Annotated in this window: 18 protein-coding genes and 2 pseudogenes; 12 read left to right on the plus strand and 8 right to left on the minus strand. The window is 57.8% G+C overall.

Translation table 11 applies throughout. The features are described from left to right. Positions 1-11 precede the first annotated feature (11 nt). The 3 genes from RHM58_RS01590 to RHM58_RS01600 all read right to left on the minus strand — a co-directional run bounded on the left by RHM58_RS01590 (position 12) and on the right by RHM58_RS01600 (position 1,826). Positions 12-305, minus strand: a complete 294-nt coding sequence (locus RHM58_RS01590; protein WP_054045166.1) for a co-chaperone GroES — start codon at positions 303-305, stop codon at positions 12-14. A 246-nt stretch (positions 306-551) separates the two neighbouring features. After that, on the minus strand, positions 552-1,028 hold the full coding sequence (locus RHM58_RS01595; protein ID WP_201206300.1) for an FxsA family protein: 477 nt from the start codon (positions 1,026-1,028) through the stop codon (positions 552-554). Positions 1,029-1,094: 66 nt separating this feature from the next. Continuing rightward, positions 1,095-1,826 (minus strand): HugZ family protein, encoded by a 732-nt coding sequence (locus RHM58_RS01600; protein ID WP_201206302.1) that lies wholly within the window; start codon positions 1,824-1,826, stop codon positions 1,095-1,097. Positions 1,827-1,991: 165 nt separating this feature from the next. Between RHM58_RS01600 and RHM58_RS01605 the strand changes: the two genes are divergently transcribed. After that, a complete protein-coding gene (locus RHM58_RS01605; protein ID WP_201206304.1) occupies positions 1,992-2,750 on the plus strand; it encodes an SDR family oxidoreductase in 759 nt (252 codons plus the stop codon). Positions 2,751-2,880: 130 nt separating this feature from the next. Here the strand turns inward: RHM58_RS01605 and apbC are convergent, their stop codons facing one another. Next, positions 2,881-3,975, minus strand: coding sequence for an iron-sulfur cluster carrier protein ApbC (gene apbC, locus RHM58_RS01610; RefSeq protein ID WP_201206306.1), 1,095 nt, complete (start codon positions 3,973-3,975; stop codon positions 2,881-2,883). 328 nt (positions 3,976-4,303) lie between these two features. Here apbC and metG point away from each other — a divergent pair, with 328 nt between their 5' ends. From metG to RHM58_RS01650, 8 genes and pseudogenes are all read left to right on the plus strand, one after another. Further along, a complete protein-coding gene (gene metG / locus RHM58_RS01615; protein ID WP_201256708.1) occupies positions 4,304-6,355 on the plus strand; it encodes a methionine--tRNA ligase in 2,052 nt (683 codons plus the stop codon). 215 nt (positions 6,356-6,570) lie between these two features. Continuing rightward, complete coding sequence (locus RHM58_RS01620) at positions 6,571-7,140, plus strand: electron transport complex protein RnfA (protein ID WP_201206310.1); 570 nt, start codon at positions 6,571-6,573, stop codon at positions 7,138-7,140. Continuing rightward, the gene (rsxB, locus tag RHM58_RS01625) at positions 7,137-8,348 is read left to right on the plus strand and encodes an electron transport complex subunit RsxB (protein WP_201206312.1); all 1,212 of its coding nucleotides are present in this window, start codon (positions 7,137-7,139) and stop codon (positions 8,346-8,348) included. Before RHM58_RS01620 ends, rsxB begins: the two co-directional genes overlap by 4 nt. Beyond that, positions 8,335-9,327: an RnfABCDGE type electron transport complex subunit D gene (locus RHM58_RS01630; RefSeq protein ID WP_322269506.1), complete on the plus strand. Its 993-nt coding sequence runs from the start codon at positions 8,335-8,337 to the stop codon at positions 9,325-9,327. The genes rsxB and RHM58_RS01630 overlap by 14 nt, the downstream gene beginning before the upstream one ends. Further along, positions 9,324-9,935 (plus strand): RnfABCDGE type electron transport complex subunit G, encoded by a 612-nt coding sequence (locus tag RHM58_RS01635; RefSeq protein WP_201256706.1) that lies wholly within the window; start codon positions 9,324-9,326, stop codon positions 9,933-9,935. The genes RHM58_RS01630 and RHM58_RS01635 overlap by 4 nt, the downstream gene beginning before the upstream one ends. Further along, the gene (locus RHM58_RS01640; protein WP_201256705.1) at positions 9,928-10,506 is read left to right on the plus strand and encodes an Rnf-Nqr domain containing protein; all 579 of its coding nucleotides are present in this window, start codon (positions 9,928-9,930) and stop codon (positions 10,504-10,506) included. Before RHM58_RS01635 ends, RHM58_RS01640 begins: the two co-directional genes overlap by 8 nt. 25 nt (positions 10,507-10,531) lie before the next feature. Continuing rightward, the gene (nth, locus tag RHM58_RS01645) at positions 10,532-11,170 is read left to right on the plus strand and encodes an endonuclease III (RefSeq protein ID WP_201206320.1); all 639 of its coding nucleotides are present in this window, start codon (positions 10,532-10,534) and stop codon (positions 11,168-11,170) included. Positions 11,171-11,276: 106 nt separating this feature from the next. After that, positions 11,277-11,455: pseudogene (locus tag RHM58_RS01650) on the plus strand (PA3496 family putative envelope integrity protein). Positions 11,456-11,498: 43 nt separating this feature from the next. Here RHM58_RS01650 and RHM58_RS01655 read toward each other — a convergent pair. After that, positions 11,499-12,125 carry a response regulator transcription factor gene (locus RHM58_RS01655; RefSeq protein WP_201206322.1) on the minus strand — a complete coding sequence of 209 codons (627 nt, stop codon included), beginning with the start codon at positions 12,123-12,125 and terminating at the stop codon, positions 11,499-11,501. 535 nt (positions 12,126-12,660) lie between these two features. On the opposite strand from RHM58_RS01655, the pseudogene RHM58_RS01660 reads away from it, so the two are divergent. Beyond that, positions 12,661-13,354 (plus strand): annotated as a pseudogene (locus tag RHM58_RS01660) (hypothetical protein). Positions 13,355-13,513: 159 nt separating this feature from the next. Here RHM58_RS01660 and RHM58_RS01665 read toward each other — a convergent pair. Both RHM58_RS01665 and RHM58_RS01670 read right to left on the minus strand, forming a co-directional pair. After that, on the minus strand, positions 13,514-14,731 hold the full coding sequence (locus tag RHM58_RS01665) for an argininosuccinate synthase (RefSeq protein WP_088422930.1): 1,218 nt from the start codon (positions 14,729-14,731) through the stop codon (positions 13,514-13,516). Positions 14,732-14,860: 129 nt separating this feature from the next. Next, positions 14,861-15,769 (minus strand): flagellar protein MotY, encoded by a 909-nt coding sequence (locus RHM58_RS01670; RefSeq protein ID WP_201206323.1) that lies wholly within the window; start codon positions 15,767-15,769, stop codon positions 14,861-14,863. 157 nt (positions 15,770-15,926) lie between these two features. On the opposite strand from RHM58_RS01670, the gene pyrC reads away from it, so the two are divergent. Both pyrC and rnt read left to right on the plus strand, forming a co-directional pair. Further along, positions 15,927-16,973, plus strand: a complete 1,047-nt coding sequence (pyrC, locus tag RHM58_RS01675) for a dihydroorotase (protein ID WP_201206325.1) — start codon at positions 15,927-15,929, stop codon at positions 16,971-16,973. Next, entirely contained in the window at positions 16,970-17,647 is a 678-nt protein-coding gene (gene rnt / locus RHM58_RS01680; RefSeq protein ID WP_054045196.1) for a ribonuclease T, read from the plus strand. Before pyrC ends, rnt begins: the two co-directional genes overlap by 4 nt. Positions 17,648-17,722: 75 nt before the next feature. Here the strand turns inward: rnt and RHM58_RS01685 are convergent, their stop codons facing one another. Continuing rightward, entirely contained in the window at positions 17,723-18,325 is a 603-nt protein-coding gene (locus RHM58_RS01685) for a peroxiredoxin (protein ID WP_038981872.1), read from the minus strand. Positions 18,326-18,619: the final 294 nt, after the last annotated feature.

Genomic DNA, 18,619 nt, shown 5'->3' on the forward strand with positions numbered 1-18,619 from the left:
TGAACGGGAAATCAGCCTTCGATAACAGCGAGAATCTCGTTCTCAGCCATTACCAGCAGATCTTCGCCGTCAACTTTCACAGTGTTGCTGCCGGAGTACGGGCCGAACACAACCTTGTCACCCACTTTTACGGCCAGTGCACGCACTTCACCGTTTTCCAGCACACGGCCGGTACCGACAGCGAGGATCTCGCCGCTGTTGGCTTTTTCAGCAGCCGAACCTGGCAGGACGATACCGCCAGCGGTTTTCTTTTCTTCTTCGCTGCGACGGATAACGACGCGGTCATGCAGAGGACGAAGCTTCATTGTCGATCTCTCCTAATTGTGGTTTTCATCGGCCGGTGTATTCCCGGCGGGTTTAACAAATCCGGCGGTGCCGGGTGCGGTTCGTCGAGCGAACCGCGGAAGTCTGTCTGGCTTGATCGCCAGAAACCTTGCGGTGACCGTTACATAAGGGCGCATAAGCTTATTACAAGGGCGAGCCAGCAATTTTTTCACGTTGTTGCCCGCAAATGAACACGGCACCCGAAGGTGCCGTGTGGCTCAAACGCTTTACTTGGGATCGCGGTGTTCGAACTCGCCTTCGATCACGTTGGGCTCACGGCCCAGCGGTTGACGCGGAGCAGGACCGCCCCGCGGTTGCAGGTCATCGGCGAATGCACGCTGACGGATCGCCTGTTCTTCGGCGCGCTGACGCATCTTGTTCGCCACCAAACGGCGAGACAGCGGCAGCAACATGATCAGGCCCAGTACGTCAGTGACGAAACCCGGCAGGATCAACAAGCCGCCAGCCAGGGCCAGCATCAAGCCTTCAAGCATGGTCTGGGCCGGCAGTTCGCCGCGGTTCAGGCTTTCACGGGCACGCAGTGCAGTAGCCAGACCGGCGATACGCAGCACGAACACGCCGAGCATCGAGCCGAGAATGACCAGCAGCAGAGCCGGGAAAAACCCGATCGCACCGCTGACCTTGACGAATACGAACAGCTCCAACACCGGAAACAGTACAAAGAGCAATAAAAAAGGGCGCATCAAATGGTTCCTCAACGCAAGAATGCCTTGCCAGTGTTCCCTAGATGACGTCGCCGATTCGTGAATTCAAGCGTCGGCCACTTCATTTTTTGGCCAATGCTCGGCGTGAGCCAGGAAAACCAAGGCTTCGCGCACTTGTGTCGGCGTATTACAAGGCGCTTGAAACGGTAGCCAGTAGAGCCCCTGACCGATGCGCAGGTGCATGCCTTCGGTGTCGATGCCGGCCAGTTGCGCCGGGGTTGTCGTCGGCAAACCGGCGAGTTCGACATAGTGTGCGATGGCTTTGGTGTGGTCGGCATTCATGTGCTCGACCATGCTCACTTCAGCCTTGCCGGCGAACGGGTTGGCCAAGGTCAACTGATCGACCCAATGAATCGCGCCGAAACCGCCGATGTAGCGGTGACGCACCGGTTTAAGCACCCAGAAATCGAAATCGTGGGCCTTGTGGTAACTCTGCGAATCCGGGAAATAGCGGTAGTACCGCTCGGCTGCCGCTTCGATGGCCGCCTCGTCCTCGAGTTTTTCTGCTTCGGCAAGGTACGTCAGGCGACCAACGGCTTGAGCATCTTCAGCCCCGCGCTCGCCGACGAACAGTGAGCATTTCGGATCTTTTTGCAGGTTGTGAGTGTGCTGGGCGATGCGGCTGATCAGGATCAGCGGCCGGCCCTGCTCGTCCAGGCAGTACGGGACCACCGAGCCAAACGGGAAACCGGGCATGGCCTTGGAGTGTGTCGAAAGCACTCCGCGGTATTCCTTGAGAAGCAATTCTCGGGCATTCTTCGCCGCTTCAACGCTCAATTTATGACTCCTTATATAGAATCCGTCGAAAAAACGGACAGGCGCCTGGGGATAAGTTCCAGTACGCCATCGGGGCAGTTCTCATGTGCAACCAGGCCACATCAGGTGCAGATCGAGAGGCCCTCTAGAAGGAACCACTCTCTGACCTGCAATTGGGGCATGCGAATGCAACTCACTGACAAAGTAATCATTATCACTGGCGGTTGCCAGGGTTTAGGCCGTTCGATGGCCGAGTATTTAGCCGGCAAGGGCGCGAAGCTGGCGCTGGTCGATCTGAACCAGGAAAAGCTCGACGACACCGTTGCCGCTTGTAAAGCCAAGGGCGTCGAGGCCCGCGCCTACCTGTGCAACGTCGCCAATGAAGAGCAAGTGACGCACATGGTCGCTCAGGTGGCCGAAGACTTCGGTGCGATCCATGGCCTGATCAACAACGCCGGGATCTTGCGCGATGGCCTGTTGCTGAAGGTCAAGGACGGCGAAATGACCAAGATGAGCCTGGCCCAATGGCAGGCCGTGATCGACGTCAACCTGACCGGCGTGTTCCTGTGCACCCGTGAAGTCGCGGCCAAAATGGTCGAGCTGAAAAACAGCGGCGCGATCATCAATATCTCGTCGATTTCCCGTGCTGGCAACGTTGGCCAGACCAACTACTCCGCTGCCAAGGCTGGCGTGGCCGCAGCCACAGTGACCTGGGCCAAGGAACTGGCGCGCTACGGCATTCGCGTGGCGGGCATTGCGCCGGGCTTCATTGAAACCGAGATGACGTTGGGCATGAAGCCTGAGGCTCTGGAGAAGATGACTGCCGGGATTCCGCTCAAACGCATGGGCAAGCCTGAAGAAATCGCCCATTCGGCGGCGTACATTTTCGAAAACGACTACTACACCGGTCGGATTCTGGAGATGGATGGCGGGTTGCGGATTTAAGTCCTACCTAAAACCAATGTGGGAGCGAGCTTGCTCGCGATAGCGGTATAACAGCCACCATCAATGGTGAATATTATGGCCTCATCGCGAGCAAGCTCGCTCCCACAGGGTTAAGCGTTAGCTGAAGAGATCAATCGTCGCTGACGGTGATGTTCGGCATCGCCGGTGTTGCCGCTTCCTGCAATACAATCCGCGCGCCGACATGGCGGGCCAGTTCCTGGTACACCATCGCAATCGGACTGTCCGGCTCGGCGATCACCGTTGGCTTGCCGCCGTCGGCCTGTTCGCGGATGGTCATCGCCAGCGGCAACGAGGCCAGCACTTCGACGCCGTACTGGTTGGCCAGTTTCACACCGCCGCCCTCACCGAACAGATGCTCGGCATGCCCGCAGTTGGAGCAGATGTGCACGGCCATGTTTTCCACTACGCCCAGCACCGGAATGTTGACCTTGCGGAACATCTCCACGCCTTTGCGCGCGTCCAGCAGTGCCAGGTCTTGCGGGGTGGTGACAATGACAGCTCCGGCCACCGGGACTTTTTGCGCCAGGGTCAGTTGGATGTCACCGGTGCCTGGCGGCATGTCGATGACCAGATAATCCAGATCGCCCCACGCGGTTTGTGTCACCAGTTGCAGCAAGGCGCCAGAAACCATCGGACCGCGCCAGACCATCGGCGTGTTGTCGTCGGTCAGGAACGCCATGGACATCACTTCAACGCCATGGGACTCGATCGGAATGAACCACTTCTGATCCTTGACCTTTGGTCGGGTGCCTTCGGGGATACCGAACATGATGCCCTGGCTCGGGCCGTAGATGTCTGCGTCGAGAATCCCGACCTTGGCGCCTTCACGGGCCAGCGCCAAAGCCAGGTTGGCGGCGGTGGTGGATTTTCCAACGCCACCCTTGCCGGACGCCACGGCGACCACGTTCTTGACGTTGGCCAGGCCCGGGATCTGTGCCTGGGCCTTGTGCGCGGCGATCACGCTGGTGATCTCGACGCGAGCGGTCGTCACCCCGTCCAGCCCTTCAATGGCCATTTGCAGCAACTGCGCCCAGCCACTTTTGAACAGACCGGCGGCGTAACCGAGCTCGAGCTGGACGCTGACGCGATCGCCCTGGATGTCGATGTTGCGCACGCACCCGGCGCTGACCGGGTCCTGGTTCAGGTAAGGGTCGGTGTATTGGCGAAGGACGGCTTCCACCGCTGCGCGATTGACGGCGCTCATGGGCAACTCCGATAGCAAGACTGGAAAATCAGGCGGGTATCCTACGCCGGACATACATTTGTGGCGAACAGATTACTGTGGCTGGAAAGCTTTCTTGTGGTGAGGGGCTTGCCCCGTTGGGCAGCGAAGCAGCCCCAGGAACCAGCGCACGCAATCTGACAGATACACCGCATTCACCGGTTTTACGACTGCTGCGCAGCCGAACGGGGGCAAGCCCCCTCGCCACAAAAGCATCCTCGCTGCAGCAGAGCCTCTCGCCACAGGGGTGAAAAATATACGCCAGCGCTTTATAGTGGCCGACCTCCGTTTCATCAAGTAGCCGAGCCCCATGTCCGAGCCACGCAAGATCCTCGTCACCAGCGCCCTGCCCTATGCCAATGGTTCGATCCATCTTGGCCACATGCTGGAATATATCCAGACCGACATGTGGGTGCGCTTCCAGAAGCACCGCGGCAATCAATGCATTTATGTCTGCGCCGACGACGCTCACGGCTCGGCCATCATGCTGCGCGCGGAAAAGGAAGGCATCACCCCGGAACAACTGATCGCCAACGTCCAGGCTGAACACAGCGCCGACTTTGCCGAGTTCCTGGTGGACTTCGACAACTTCCACTCCACTCACTCCGAAGAAAACCGTGAGCTGTCGAGCCAGATCTACCTGAAGCTGCGTGACGCCGGGCACATTGCCCAGCGCTCGATCACGCAGTACTTCGACCCGGAAAAGAAAATGTTCCTGGCCGACCGCTTCATCAAGGGCACCTGCCCGAAATGCGGCACTGAAGACCAGTACGGCGACAACTGCGAAAAATGCGGTGCAACCTATGCACCGACCGACCTGAAGGATCCGAAGTCGGCGATTTCCGGCGCCACCCCGGTACTCAAGGATTCCCAGCACTTCTTCTTCAAACTGCCGGACTTCCAGGAAATGCTGCAAGCCTGGACCCGCAGCGGCACCCTGCAAGATGCCGTCGCCAACAAAATCGCCGAATGGCTGGATGCCGGTCTGCAACAGTGGGACATCTCCCGCGACGCACCGTACTTCGGTTTCGAGATTCCGGGCGAGCCGGGCAAGTACTTCTACGTGTGGCTGGACGCGCCGATCGGCTACATGGCCAGCTTCAAGAACCTTTGCGCCCGTCGTCCGGACCTGGACTTCGACGCGTTCTGGGCCAAGGATTCCACGGCCGAGCTGTACCACTTCATCGGCAAGGACATCGTCAACTTCCACGCATTGTTCTGGCCAGCGATGCTCGAAGGCGCCGGTTTCCGTAAACCGACCGGTATCAATGTGCATGGCTACCTGACTGTAAACGGTCAGAAAATGTCCAAATCCCGCGGCACCTTCGTCAAGGCCCGGACCTACCTGGACCATCTGTCGCCGGAATACCTGCGCTACTACTACGCGGCCAAGCTGGGCCGTGGCGTCGACGACCTGGACCTGAACCTCGAAGACTTCGTGCAGAAGGTCAACTCCGACCTGGTGGGCAAAGTCGTCAACATCGCCAGCCGTTGCGCAGGGTTCATCCAGAAAGGCAACGCCGGAGTGCTGGTGGCGGGTAACGCCGCGCCGGAACTGACCGACGCGTTCCTGGCTGCTGCGCCAAGCATCGCCGACGCCTACGAAGCCCGCGACTTCGCCCGCGCCATGCGCGAGATCATGGGCCTGGCCGACCGCGCCAACGCCTGGATCGCCGACAAGGCACCGTGGTCGCTGAACAAACAGGAAGGCAAGCACGACGAAGTCCAGGCCATCTGCGCTTTGGGCATTAACCTGTTCCGCCAACTGGTGATCTTCCTCAAACCGGTTCTGCCGCTGCTGGCTGCCGACGCCGAGGCGTTCCTGAACGTCGCGCCGTTAACCTGGAACGATCACGCCACCCTGCTCAGCAATCATCAGCTGAACGAGTTCAAACCGTTGATGACTCGCATCGACCCGGTAAAAGTGCAAGCCATGACCGACGCCTCGAAAGAAGACCTGACCGCCAGCGCAACCGATACCGGCGAAACTGCACCGGCCGGCAACGGTGAACTGGTCAAGGAACCTCTGTCGCCGGAAATCGAGTTCGATGCGTTTGCCGCGGTGGACCTGCGCGTTGCACTGATCCTCAAGGCCGAAGCCGTGGAAGGCGCCGACAAACTGTTGCGCCTGACCCTGGACATCGGTGATGAACAACGCAACGTACTTTCCGGGATCAAGAGCGCTTACCCGGACCCGTCCAAGCTCGAAGGTCGCCTGACCATGATGATCGCCAACCTCAAGCCGCGAAAAATGAAGTTCGGGATATCCGAAGGCATGGTGATGGCGGCCGGCCCTGGCGGTGAAGAAATCTACCTGTTGAGCCCGGACAGCGGCGCCAAGCCGGGTCAGCGCATCAAGTAAGGCTCGACTTGCCAGACCGATCCCACAGTCGTGCCCGGCATGACTGTGGGATTTTCATGTCTGGCCCATAATATCTCTCAGGCCTGGCTTCACCTTCTAGGAGCTGCCGAAGGCTGCGATCTTTTGACTTTGTTTTCAAGATCAAAAGATCGCAGCCTGCGGCAGCTCCTACGGAGTTATCAGCAGTCTGCAACACCGCGTGGATACGGACGATCATGACCGAACTGCTTCTTACGCTTATCAGCGCTGCCCTGATCAACAACCTCGTGTTGCACTGGTCGCTGGGCGTCGATCCGCTGTTGAGCAGTGAGCGCGACAAGGTCCACGCACTGGGTATTTCGACGACCTGCCTGATGCTGATCGTCGGCGTATTGAGCTACTCGGCTTACCATTGGCTGCTGGTGCCGCTGCAACTGACGGCCCTGCGCCTTTTCGTGTTCCTGCCGCTGAGCGTTTTGCTGATCGCGCCGTTACTGAAGTTGCTATCCAGAATATTCCCAAAGCTTACGTTCGATGGCCTCTGGCCCCTGCTGCTGGGAAACGCTGGCGTGCTCGGGCTGACCTTGCTCAACGCCCAAGACGACAAGGGATTGCTTCACGCCAGCGTCCTGAGCCTCGGTGCCGGACTGGGTTTCTGGCTGGTGCTGAGCCTGTTCAGCGACTTGTGCCAGCGCACACGCGATAACGATGTTCCCCTGCCCTTTCGTGGCTTGCCGATCCAGTTGATCGGCGCCGGACTGATCGCAGTGGCCTTTCTCGGATTCAGTGGACTGATCAAAACATGAGTCTGATTCAACGCATCGACGCCCTTTTGCCCCAGACCCAATGCGGCAAGTGCGGTCACCCCGGATGCAAGCCCTACGCCGAAGGCATTGCCAGCGGCGAGTCGATCAACAAGTGCCCGCCGGGCGGCAGCGAAACCATCGCCGCCCTGGCCGAACTGCTGAAAGTGCCGGTGCTGGAACTGGACATCAGTCGCGGCTCGGCACCGGCGCAGATTGCCTACATCCGCGAGGCCGAATGCATCGGCTGCACCAAGTGCATACAGGCCTGCCCGGTGGATGCGATTGTCGGCGCGGCGAAGTTGATGCACACCGTTATCGTCGATGAATGCACTGGTTGCGACCTGTGCGTGGCGCCGTGCCCGGTGGATTGCATCGAAATGCGTCCACTGCCGCTGGCCACGGTGCTGCCGATTGTCGGTGGCCTGGCGTTCAGTCTTGAAGAACAACAGGCCCGAGCCACCAAGCGCAATCGTGCGCGGCGTCGCTTCGAACAGCGCAACGCCCGACTGCAACGTGAGGAGCTACAGAAAATCGCCGAGCGACAGGCCCGGGCCCAACGCGTCGCACAACCCAGCGAAGTAACGCTCGATCCGGTGCAAGCCGCGCTTGAGCGAGTCCGCGCGCAGAAAGCGGCAACGGCTGATGCGGCGTTGAAAAAAGCCAAGATCGACGTGGCGATGAGTCGGGCGCAATTGAACAAATCGCTAAAGGCGTTCGGGCATCCGCCGACCTTCGAGCAGCAGTCGCAACTGATCGTCCTGCAACAGCAATTCGAAGCTGCCGAACAGGCTCTGACACAACTGGAAAGCGCCGCACCGCCGGCCCCGGCACCTGTTGCGCCAGCGAAGGACGCGGAGCTGAAACGGGCGAAAATCCAGCTGGCCATGCGCCGCGCCGAACTGAAAAAAGCACAAACCAGCGATGCCTCGGCTGAACAAATCGAGCTACTTGAGCAAGCCCTCAAGGACGCCGAACACAACCTGCACACGGCCGAAGCAGCGAGTGATCAACCTTTGCCTGACCTGATGCGCGTCGAAAAGCGCCCCATCGACAGCCAGCTTCGACAGCTGAAAACCGAATTGGCCTACGCCCGTGCCGACGTCAGCAAACTGGAACGACGCACCGACACTCCCGCCGAGCAGATGGACAAGGCTCGTGCCCGACTTCAGGAAGCGGAACGCCTGGTGGAGGCTTATGTCGCCCCTTGAATCGGTGGACGAACGCCTTCAGCAGGCCATGAAGCTGGTGTTGCTGGCCACCGTGCCGGGGCTGCTGATGTTGTTTTGGCTGTATGGCTGGGGCGTTCTGATCAACCTGATTCTGACGGTGGTGACTGCGCTGGCAGTAGAGGCTGCGGTGCTGAAGTTGCGCCAGCGTGCCCTCACGCCAACGTTGAGCGACGGCAGCGCCCTGGTCACGGCGACGCTGCTGGCGCTGGCCTTGCCGCCTTATTGTACGTGGTGGCTGACTATCAGTGCCGCGGCGGCGGCATTGCTGTTTGGTAAACACTTGTATGGCGGCGTCGGCAAGAACCCGTTCAATCCGGCCATGCTCGGTTTTGCGCTGGTGCTGGTGACCTTCCCCCAACCAATGACGCACTGGCCGTCGTCCCATGGCATGGACCTGCTCGGCGGTCTTTCCCAGGTCTTCGGTTTCAGCTTCAGCCAGACGCCGGATGCCTGGGTCCAGGCCACGGCGCTGGACAGCTTGCGCATCAATAAAAGCCTGACCATGGATGAGCTGTTCGCCGGCAACGCCGCATTCGGTCACTTCGGCGGCTACGGCGTGGAATGGGTGAACCTGGCATTTCTGGCCGGCGGCGCCTTTCTGCTGCAACGGCGAGTGTTCAGTTGGCATGCGCCGGTGGGCATGCTCGCCAGCCTGTTCGTTATCAGTCTGTTGTGCTGGAACGGTTCGGGCTCCGACTCCCATGGCTCGCCGCTGTTTCATCTACTGACTGGCGCGAGCATGCTGGGCGCATTCTTTATCGTGACGGAACCGGTGTCCGGCGCCAGAAGCCCCAGTGCCCGACTGCTGTTCGGCGTGGGGGTTGGCCTGCTGACCTACTTGATCCGAACCTGGGGCGGCTACCCGGACGGCGTGGCATTTGCCGTGCTGTTGATGAACCTCTGTGTGCCGGCGCTGGAGCGATTTGTCGCCGCCCGGCAAGAGCGAACGGCATCATGAACCGAGCGATCAGCGTTGTGACATTGGTGTTGTTGGCCGGACTGGGGATCGGGGCGACGTATCTTGTGCAGCACACCAGCGCAGCGCGGATTGCCACTGAACAGCGCCTGATCGACAGCCGCACGTTGCTGGACATGCTGCCCCCAGGCAGCTACGACAACCAACCGTTGGAACAACCGCTGGCCCTCGAAAACGTCCCGCTGACCAACAGCACACTGCTCGGGGGTTATTGGGTGACCCTCGCTGGCCAACCCAGCGCCGTGTTGCTACGTAGCCAGACTTTGGGTTACACCAGCACCATCGAGTTGCTGATCGCCATCGACGCCAACGGCAAGCTACTGGGGGTCAAGACCCTCAAACAAGCAGAAACACCGGGCTTGGGAGGCCGGCTCGCCGACTGGCCAAATGCCTGGCTGCACATCTTTACCGGCAAGTCGCGTACCGACCCTGCCGACAATGGCTGGGCGCTGAAGAAGGATCAGGGGCAATTCGATCAAATGGCCGGAGCGACCACGACCTCAAGGGCGGTGATCAACACTGTCCATGATGCGTTGCGCTATTTCGATGAACATCGGCAACAACTGGTGGGAAGCAACGCCCATGAATAAGGTATCGGTACAGAACTCGCTGATGCTGGCGCCGCTGATCGGTGCCACCGGCTCCCTGATGTCCGCCTTAGGCCTGTGCGTGACGTTCGTGGTGGTGATTGCTGCTTATGACCTGGGGATGGGGCCGTTGCGCGCCCGACTCGATCCGTCGGCACGCTTGAGCGCCGGCGTCCTGCTCGCGGCGACGCTGACCAGTTGTGTTGAACTCGCCGGACAATCCTGGTCGCTGCAATGGCAGCAACACCTGGGGATGTATGCCGGGTTGATCGCGCTGCAATGCGTGGTACTGGAAAACAATGGCTTCTTCCAGAGCTCGCGGCACGACCGTGTGCGCCTGTGCGCCCTATTCAGTGCGTTGATGGTGAGCTTGGGCCTGTTGCGCGAGCTCATCGGCAACGGCACCCTCGGTGCTCATCTGTCCTGGCTGACCGGCGCAACAGACTGGCCCGGCTTGGTGCTGACCGCTGATGGAGGCTTGCGCCTGGCTACGCTGGCCCCCGGCGGATTCATACTGCTGGGACTGTTGATTGCCGCCAGGCAAGCCTGGTCTCGCCCGAGCCCCTCAAACTGACCACTTTCGAGGAAACGCATCATCCATGAATGCCGCAAAACGTTATGAAATCTTCCGCAGGCTTCACGAAGACAACCCGGAACCGAAGACCGAACTGGCGTACTCCTCACCGTTCGAACTGCTGATTGCCGTGATTCTGTCGGCGCAGTCCACCGATGTCGGCGTCAACAAGGCCACGGCAAAATTGTATCCGGTGGCCAATACCCCGGCAGCCATCCATGCCTTGGGGGTCGAAGGGCTGTCGCAGTACATCAAGACTATCGGCCTGTTCAACAGCAAGGCCAAGAATGTGATCGAAACGTGCCGCTTGCTGGTAGAGCGCCATGGCGGCGAAGTCCCGCAAACCCGTGAGGAGCTGGAAGCGTTGCCAGGCGTTGGCCGCAAGACTGCCAACGTGGTGCTGAACACGGCATTTCGTCAACTGACCATGGCCGTGGACACCCATATTTTCCGGGTCAGCAACCGTACCGGGATTGCACCAGGCAAGAATGTGGTCGAGGTGGAGAAGAAGCTGATGAAATTTGTGCCCAAGGAGTTTCTGCTCGATTCCCATCATTGGCTGATCCTCCATGGACGCTACGTCTGCCTGGCCCGCAAGCCCCGCTGCGGCAGTTGCCGGATCGAGGACTTGTGCGAATACAAGCAAAAGACCTCGGACGATTGAGGCACTATTAGATTTATTGATTTACCGATTGAAAAAATCTTTTTTACCCGCCGGGAGAATGTCGATATAAGGAGCCCCAAAGGCAGTCTTAGCCTGGAGTAACAAAATGAGTACTGGCAAAGAGCAATTGGACGTAGAAGACGACTTCCCCCCGTTGAGGCCGATGACGCTGAACCGGTGGTTGAAGTGGCGAAGACCAACCTGAGCAAGCGCCGCACCATCGACAATCTGCTGGAGGAGCGCCGACTGCAAAAGCAATTGGCCGATTACGATTTTGATCTATGACACCTGAAAGCCTCCCGAAACGGAGGCTTTTTACTATGTGCCGTCATACCAGGCCATTGCGCTGGGCCAGCTCGATCAGGTCCACCAGCGAGCGGGCATTGAGCTTTAGCAATAACCGGGTTTTGTAAGTACTGACAGTTTTGTTGCTGAGAAACATTCCATCGGCAATCTCCTTGTTTGTTTTCCCCCGAGCCAGTTGCTGCAACACCATCATTTCCCGCCCCGACAATCGATCCACCATATCGGCCTCACTGGCATTGCCCAGGCTGGACCGAACCGTATGCAAGGCTTGATTAGGGAAGTAGCTGTAACCCGACAATACAGCTTTGATAGCACTGAGCAATTCAGTGAGATCCTGTTGCTTGCAAACATAACCAGCAGCACCCGATTGCATGCAGCGCATTGAAAAATGCCCTGGTGCCTGGGAAGTCAGCACCAACACTTTCAACGGCGAAGCCACTGATGTCAGACGCGCGATGACTTCCAGCCCATCCAGTTTCGGTATACCAATATCCAGAATGACAATGTCCGGCATAAGTTCGCGAGCAAGTTGCAATGCATCCACACCATTGTCTGTTTCTGCGATGACTTCGTAGCCATGACGTTCCATTAGCAAACGCACCGCAAGACGAATGACAGGGTGATCATCCACGATCAGCACTTTATTCATGGGCAAGTCCAATTTTCGCTGTTCGAATTTTTAGAGCCCGCACAATATCCTAGTCGTTTCACCCGTGGGATGCCGTACCCCCGGGCATCCACACCGAGAGACATTCCCTACAAGCAACACGGACAAGTCCTACAAAAAAGCCGTGGATATAAGGCGTTTTAAAACCTCCAAATTTAAGAGTGTGCCGCTTTCTGCCGACTTTTTTGTATCTGCTTACAACCAACGCTTCGCACAACCGTCAGCCTCGCAACTAACCAAACACCCAGCGCTCAAAGGCCCACGCTTAAAGGCAACCGATATTTTCAATACAAAACACAATCCATCAAATATTTTTTAACATTAAAATAAAATAAACCATAGAAAATAAAAATTTTTGAAACAAGAAGATCCGACATACAACAAACACGAGCATTACAGTAACTCCATATAATCACAGAAGGAACATCTCCAAAAATCATTACCAAGAACTCAAACAAACAATCTTCACCCCCCTTTATCGACAAGAGAAAAAGACGTTATTCCATGAGAAAAAAACATGAAAAAACTCAAAAGAAAAATTTCGAACCCCATGACAATTATCGCTATATTCGCAGCAGCTTCCGAAACGTCGGCGGTTGTTTCACTGCCCTTCCTTAATGACGACGAACGAGAAATATATGTCTGGTTCTTAATCAGTTTCCCGCTCTACTTGCTCTTTCTTTTCTTCCTTACTCTCAATTTCAATTATCGATCGCTTTACGCCCCCTCTGACTTTGATAAAGGCAAGCACTTCATAAAAGTCATTGATAACGCCGAACGTTCGGAAAACAAAAAACACTTACGCCCAAACGCCTCATCTGCAAAATGCAAAAGGTCCAGTACGGCTTTGATGTCTGGGCGCGCCCCCCCAGGCTTTTCAACTGGCGTGAGAAGGTTTCGTTGCCGGCTCTGGAACGCACAAGATCCGTTGGCCAAAATCTATCTGTCGGGACCGCTTGAGGACCTGAGGATCATCGATACGCGCGGGATGAATACCCATGTGGACTTCACCACCTTAGTGGACAAAACCCGGAAAACCACGTAAAAACGCCACTAAAGTGATCGTGTTTCTTGCTTGCAACCAATCGGAGAAACGACTGAAGGAAGGCACGCTCAGGTATTCGAGACACAAAAATAAAAGCGCCAGGAAAACCTTTTACATCGTTTACAACTTGAATTCACAGGATGTGACAGTGCTGGATCAAACTTGAAGAGCGGCAGAATGCGCTCCTGTTTGAGTGATCAGGAAGAGAAGAGACTGAATAGAAATGAGATAAGCGCTGACAAAATAATGCTAGAAGAACAACCGTTTTTTGAGCCGTGGCCCTGTCGACGACAGGGCCACAACCTCAATAACCGCTACAAAGGTCTCAGAACAGCTTGCGACCCTTGTTGGCGGCAATACGCATGCGCAAGGCGTTGAGCTTGATGAAGCCCGCCGCGTCGGCCTGGTTGTAGGCGCCGCCATCTTCTTCGAAGGTCGCGATGTTGGCGTCGAACAACGATTCATCGGACTTGCGGCCGGTGACGATCACGTTGCCCTTGTACAGCTTCAGGCGCACGACACCGTTCACGTGGGCCTGGGACGCATCGATCATCTGTTGCAGCATCAGACGCTCAGGGCTCCACCAGTAACCGGTGTAGATCAGGCTGGCGTATTTAGGCATCAGCTCATCTTTGAGGTGAGCCACTTCGCGGTCCAGGGTGATCGATTCGATCGCCCGGTGAGCACGCAGCATGATGGTGCCGCCTGGGGTTTCGTAGCAGCCACGGGACTTCATGCCCACGTAGCGGTTTTCGACGATGTCCAGACGGCCGATGCCGTGTTCACCACCGATACGGTTCAGGGTCGCCAACACGGTGGCCGGGGTCATTTCGACGCCGTCCAGTGCGACGATGTCGCCGTTGCGGTAGGTCAGTTCCAGGTATTGCGCTTTATCAGGAGCGTTCTCCGGGGAGACGGTCCATTTCCACATGTCTTCTTCGTGCTCGGTCCAGGTGTCTTCCAGCACGCCGCCTTCATAGGAGATGTGCAGCAGGTTGGCATCCATCGAGTACGGGGATTTTTTCTTGCCGTGGCGCTCGATCGGGATGTTGTGCTTTTCAGCATAATCCATCAGCTTTTCACGGGAGAGCAGGTCCCACTCGCGCCAAGGAGCGATTACTTTCACACCTGGCTTGAGGGCGTAGGCGCCGAGTTCGAAACGAACCTGGTCGTTACCCTTGCCGGTCGCGCCATGGGAAATGGCATCTGCACCGGTTTCGTTGGCGATTTCGATCAGGCGTTTGGCGATCAACGGACGAGCGATGGAGGTACCCAGCAGGTACTCGCCTTCGTAAACGGTGTTGGCACGGAACATCGGGAACACGAAATCACGCACGAACTCTTCGCGCAGATCGTCGATGTAGATTTCTTTTACGCCCATGGCCTGAGCCTTGGCGCGGGCCGGTTCGACCTCTTCGCCCTGACCCAGGTCAGCGGTGAAGGTCACTACTTCACAGTTATAAGTATCCTGCAGCCACTTGAGGATCACCGAAGTGTCCAGGCCGCCGGAATACGCCAGAACGACCTTGTTTACGTCCGCCATGCCATCACTCCACGGGGTTCTACGGAAAGCCGAGAAGTCTACCGCTCATACAGAATAATTTACAGTGGCGCGACAGCTTATGACGACGAAGCGACAGATTATGTCGAGCGAGCGACGATTACAGCGGGTTCAGGAGGTCGCCGCAGCGCCTGCGGAAGCGGTGGCCGCAGGTGCCGGTTTGTCGATGGGCGCAACGCGCTCCAGGCGCACGGCCACCCGACGATTCTTGGCCCGGTTGGCCGCATTGGTGTTTGGCGCCAAAGGATAGCGCTCACCGTGGAAACGCATGGTGATCTGCGACTCCTGAATGCCATTGGCCTTGAAGAAGTCCATCACCGCCAGCGCCCGGCGGCGTGACAGTTCACGGTTGGTCAGACGATTACCGCTGTTGTCGGAATGACCGTCAAGTTCGATGTGATTGACCGTCGGGTCAGCCTTCATGAACGCCAGCATGACCTGCAACTTGGCCTTGGCTGCCGGATCCAGATCGACACCTTCACCAGAGAAGCCGACTTCGGATTGCTTCACCTGCTCGAAATTCTGCGGCAACAGCTTGGCCACGCAACCTTGATAGTCATTGAAGGCTTTGCTGAACTTGACCGGCAGCAAACGCACTTCAGACACCCGACCGTCGCCCGAAGCGTGCCGAATGACTGGGCTACGACCGTCCATCAAACCACTGATCAGGCGCCCGGCCTGAACCTGCGAACTGTTGAACAGCACGTTGCCGCTGCCAATGTTCACCGAGCCCAGGTTGATGTCCCCACGCCCCGGTTGCCACGGCGCGGCGGCCGCCAGCAAAGTCGCGGAACCGCCGCCAATCATTGAGTTGTAGGCTTTGAGACGAAAAATCGCCTGCTCGCCGGCACGACGCACGAACTCACCGGAACCGAAATCGGTGATCGGCTGGGTCAGTCGGCATTCGAACTTGTCACCTTCGACCGTCCACTCGATGCTCTCCAGACGGGTCTGGAAAGTGAGCGCCATCGCGGGAAGGCTGGCAAACACACTGAGCAAGGCTAAATAACGCTGGCGCACGGGAGGCTCCACTGGCTTCTACAACAAAAAGACCGACACATACGTTTACGGCATACCTATTGGATATCGGAAGCTTGCTGCAAAACTTGATAGCGAGTGCCTGCATGAGTCTTTTCCGGTAGCATTCCCCTCAGTTTGACCCGCCTGGAATCCCCTCATGTCCGACCGCCTGACCCTGCTGCGTCCCGACGACTGGCATATTCATCTTCGCGATGGTGCTGTTTTGTCCAATACCGTTGCGGATGTCGCGCGCACCTTTGGTCGCGCCATCATCATGCCCAACCTGGTACCTCCGGTGCGCAACGCCGCTGAAGCCGACGGCTATCGCCAGCGGATTCTCGCTGCACGCCCGGCCGGCAGTCGTTTCGAACCGCTGATGGTGCTGTACCTGACCGACCGCACCCAGCCCGAAGAAATTCGTGAGGCCAAGGCCAGCGGTTTCGTTCACGCCGCCAAGCTGTACCCGGCCGGCGCCACCACCAACTCGGATTCTGGCGTCACCAGCATCGACAAGATTTTCCCGGCGATCGAGGCCATGGCCGAAGTCGGGATGCCTTTGTTGATTCACGGTGAAGTCACCCGTGGCGATGTCGACGTGTTCGACCGCGAAAAGATCTTCATCGATGAGCACATGCGACGTGTGGTCGAGCGTTTCCCGACACTCAAAGTGGTGTTCGAACACATCACCACCGCTGACGCCGTGCAGTTCGTCAACGCGGCTTCGGCCAACGTTGGCGCGACCATCACCGCTCATCACCTGCTCTACAACCGCAACCACATGCTGGTGGGCGGGATTCGGCCGCACTTCTACTGCCTGCCGATTCTCAAGCGCAACACTCACCAGGAAGCCCTGCTCGACGCCGCCACCAGCGGCAGCGAGAAGTTCTTCCTCGGCACCGACTCGGCGCCGCATGCCCAGCACGCCAAAGAAGCCGCTTGCGGCTGTGCCGGTTGCTATACCGCTTATGCTGCAATCGAGATGTATGCCGAAGCCTTCGAACAGCGCAACGCGCTGGACAAGCTCGAAGCCTTCGCCAGCCTCAACGGCCCGCGCTTCTATGGCCTGCCGGTGAATACAGATCGCATCACCCTGGTCCGCGATGAGTGGACCGCCCCAACCAGCCTGCCATTTGGCGAGCTGACCGTAATCCCGCTGCGCGCCGGTGAAAAACTGCGCTGGCGCCTGCTGGAGGAACACGCGTGAGTGAAGACCATTTCGACGACGAACAGGACGGTCAAGGCGGCGGAGGCGGTCCTCGTCATCCAATGGCGGCCCGATTCCGTGGTTACCTGCCGGTTGTCGTCGACGTAGAAACCGGTGGTTTCAACTCGGCCACCGACGCCCTGCTGGAAATCGCGGCGACCACCATCGCCATGGACGAAAAAGGCTTTGTGTATCCCGATCACACTTACTTCTTTCGTGTAGAGCCGTTTGAAGGCGCGAACATCGAAGCGGCCGCCCTGGAATTCACCGGGATCAAGCTCGATCACCCGCTGCGCATGGCCGTGAGCGAAGAAACCGCACTGACCGATATCTTCCGGGGCATCCGCAAGGCCCTGAAAGCCAACGGTTGCAAACGGGCGATTCTGGTCGGCCACAACAGCAGCTTCGATCTGGGCTTCCTCAACGCCGCTGTCGCGCGCCTGGACATGAAACGTAACCCGTTTCATCCATTCTCCAGCTTCGACACCGCAACCCTCGCCGGCTTGGCGTATGGCCAGACTGTACTGGCCAAGGCCTGTCAGGCTGCCGATATCGACTTTGACGGTCGTGAGGCCCACTCGGCTCGCTACGATACCGAGAAGACGGCCGAGCTGTTCTGCGGCATCGTCAATCGCTGGAAACAAATGGGCGGCTGGGAAGACTTCAACGACTGATACGGTCGAAGGGATTTATCCCGCCCACAAAAAAACCGGCCTTGGCGGCCGGTTTTTTATGCCTTACGCTTGGGCTTACAGCGCCGCAGCGTGCTCGGTCAGGTAAGCCGCAACACCTTCGGTGGAAGCGGTCATGCCTTTGTCGCCTTTTTTCCAGTTGGCAGGGCAAACTTCGCCGTGCGCTTCGTGGAATTGCAGAGCGTCAACCAGACGGATCAGCTCTTCCATGTTACGGCCCAGCGGCAGGTCGTTGATGATCTGCGAGCGGACAACGCCTTTGTCGTCGATCAGGAACGCGCCACGGAATGCCACGCCGTCAGCGGACTGAACGTCGTAGGCCTTCATGATTTCCTGCTTGATGTCGGCAGCCATGGTGTAGCGAACCTGGCCGATACCGCCATTGTTCACCGGGGTGTTGCGCCATGCATTGTGAGTGAAGTGCGAGTCGATCGACACCGCGACCACTTCCACGTTGCGCTCTGCGAAGTCACCCATGCGGTTGTCCAGCGCGATCAGCTCGGACGGGCAAACGAAGGTGAAGTCCAGTGGGTAGAAGAACACCAGGCCGTATTTGCCTTTGATGGCCGACGACAGGGTGAAGCTGTCTACGATTTCGCCATTGCCGAGTACGGCCGGTACGGTGAAGTCAGGGGCTTGTTTGCCTACGAGTACGCTCATTGGATATCTCCTGGTCAAAATAACGTGAAGCACTGGGTCCGCGTCAGCTTGCCACCCTCAAGCGACATCCCTGTGACACGAACCTGCTTCGCAAGGACCGAACATCATACACGGCACATTTGAGCTGTCCTTAACGGTTTTTCACTGGCGGGTTCATTTGCCCTCGCCACGCTTACTGGCGGATTGCCCAGCGGGAAAACCGTTCGTCAGTCATGTGCACTTATAACGCAAAGCTTTCAGAAACCACTTTGACAATCATTCTCGTTAACATTAAGATCCATCGCAATTGAGTCA

The sequence above is a fragment of the Pseudomonas sp. 10S4 genome (genome assembly GCF_034344865.1).
Classification (GTDB): Bacteria; Pseudomonadota; Gammaproteobacteria; order Pseudomonadales; family Pseudomonadaceae; genus Aquipseudomonas.

What these genes read in the sequence shown, in the direction of transcription:
- RHM58_RS01640 (WP_201256705.1), top strand. Translation starts at nt 9,928, where the DNA reads ATGAATAAGGTATCGGTACAGAACTCGCTGATGCTGGCGCCGCTGATC.
- metG (WP_201256708.1), top strand. Translation starts at nt 4,304, where the DNA reads ATGTCCGAGCCACGCAAGATCCTCGTCACCAGCGCCCTGCCCTATGCC.
- rsxB (WP_201206312.1), top strand. Translation starts at nt 7,137, where the DNA reads ATGAGTCTGATTCAACGCATCGACGCCCTTTTGCCCCAGACCCAATGC.
- RHM58_RS01635 (WP_201256706.1), top strand. Translation starts at nt 9,324, where the DNA reads ATGAACCGAGCGATCAGCGTTGTGACATTGGTGTTGTTGGCCGGACTG.
- RHM58_RS01655 (WP_201206322.1), bottom strand. Translation starts at nt 12,125, where the DNA reads ATGAATAAAGTGCTGATCGTGGATGATCACCCTGTCATTCGTCTTGCG.
- pyrC (WP_201206325.1), top strand. Translation starts at nt 15,927, where the DNA reads ATGTCCGACCGCCTGACCCTGCTGCGTCCCGACGACTGGCATATTCAT.
- RHM58_RS01620 (WP_201206310.1), top strand. Translation starts at nt 6,571, where the DNA reads ATGACCGAACTGCTTCTTACGCTTATCAGCGCTGCCCTGATCAACAAC.
- RHM58_RS01630 (WP_322269506.1), top strand. Translation starts at nt 8,335, where the DNA reads ATGTCGCCCCTTGAATCGGTGGACGAACGCCTTCAGCAGGCCATGAAG.
- RHM58_RS01595 (WP_201206300.1), bottom strand. Translation starts at nt 1,028, where the DNA reads ATGCGCCCTTTTTTATTGCTCTTTGTACTGTTTCCGGTGTTGGAGCTG.
- RHM58_RS01665 (WP_088422930.1), bottom strand. Translation starts at nt 14,731, where the DNA reads ATGGCGGACGTAAACAAGGTCGTTCTGGCGTATTCCGGCGGCCTGGAC.
- RHM58_RS01685 (WP_038981872.1), bottom strand. Translation starts at nt 18,325, where the DNA reads ATGAGCGTACTCGTAGGCAAACAAGCCCCTGACTTCACCGTACCGGCC.
- RHM58_RS01590 (WP_054045166.1), bottom strand. Translation starts at nt 305, where the DNA reads ATGAAGCTTCGTCCTCTGCATGACCGCGTCGTTATCCGTCGCAGCGAA.
- RHM58_RS01605 (WP_201206304.1), top strand. Translation starts at nt 1,992, where the DNA reads ATGCAACTCACTGACAAAGTAATCATTATCACTGGCGGTTGCCAGGGT.
- nth (WP_201206320.1), top strand. Translation starts at nt 10,532, where the DNA reads ATGAATGCCGCAAAACGTTATGAAATCTTCCGCAGGCTTCACGAAGAC.
- apbC (WP_201206306.1), bottom strand. Translation starts at nt 3,975, where the DNA reads ATGAGCGCCGTCAATCGCGCAGCGGTGGAAGCCGTCCTTCGCCAATAC.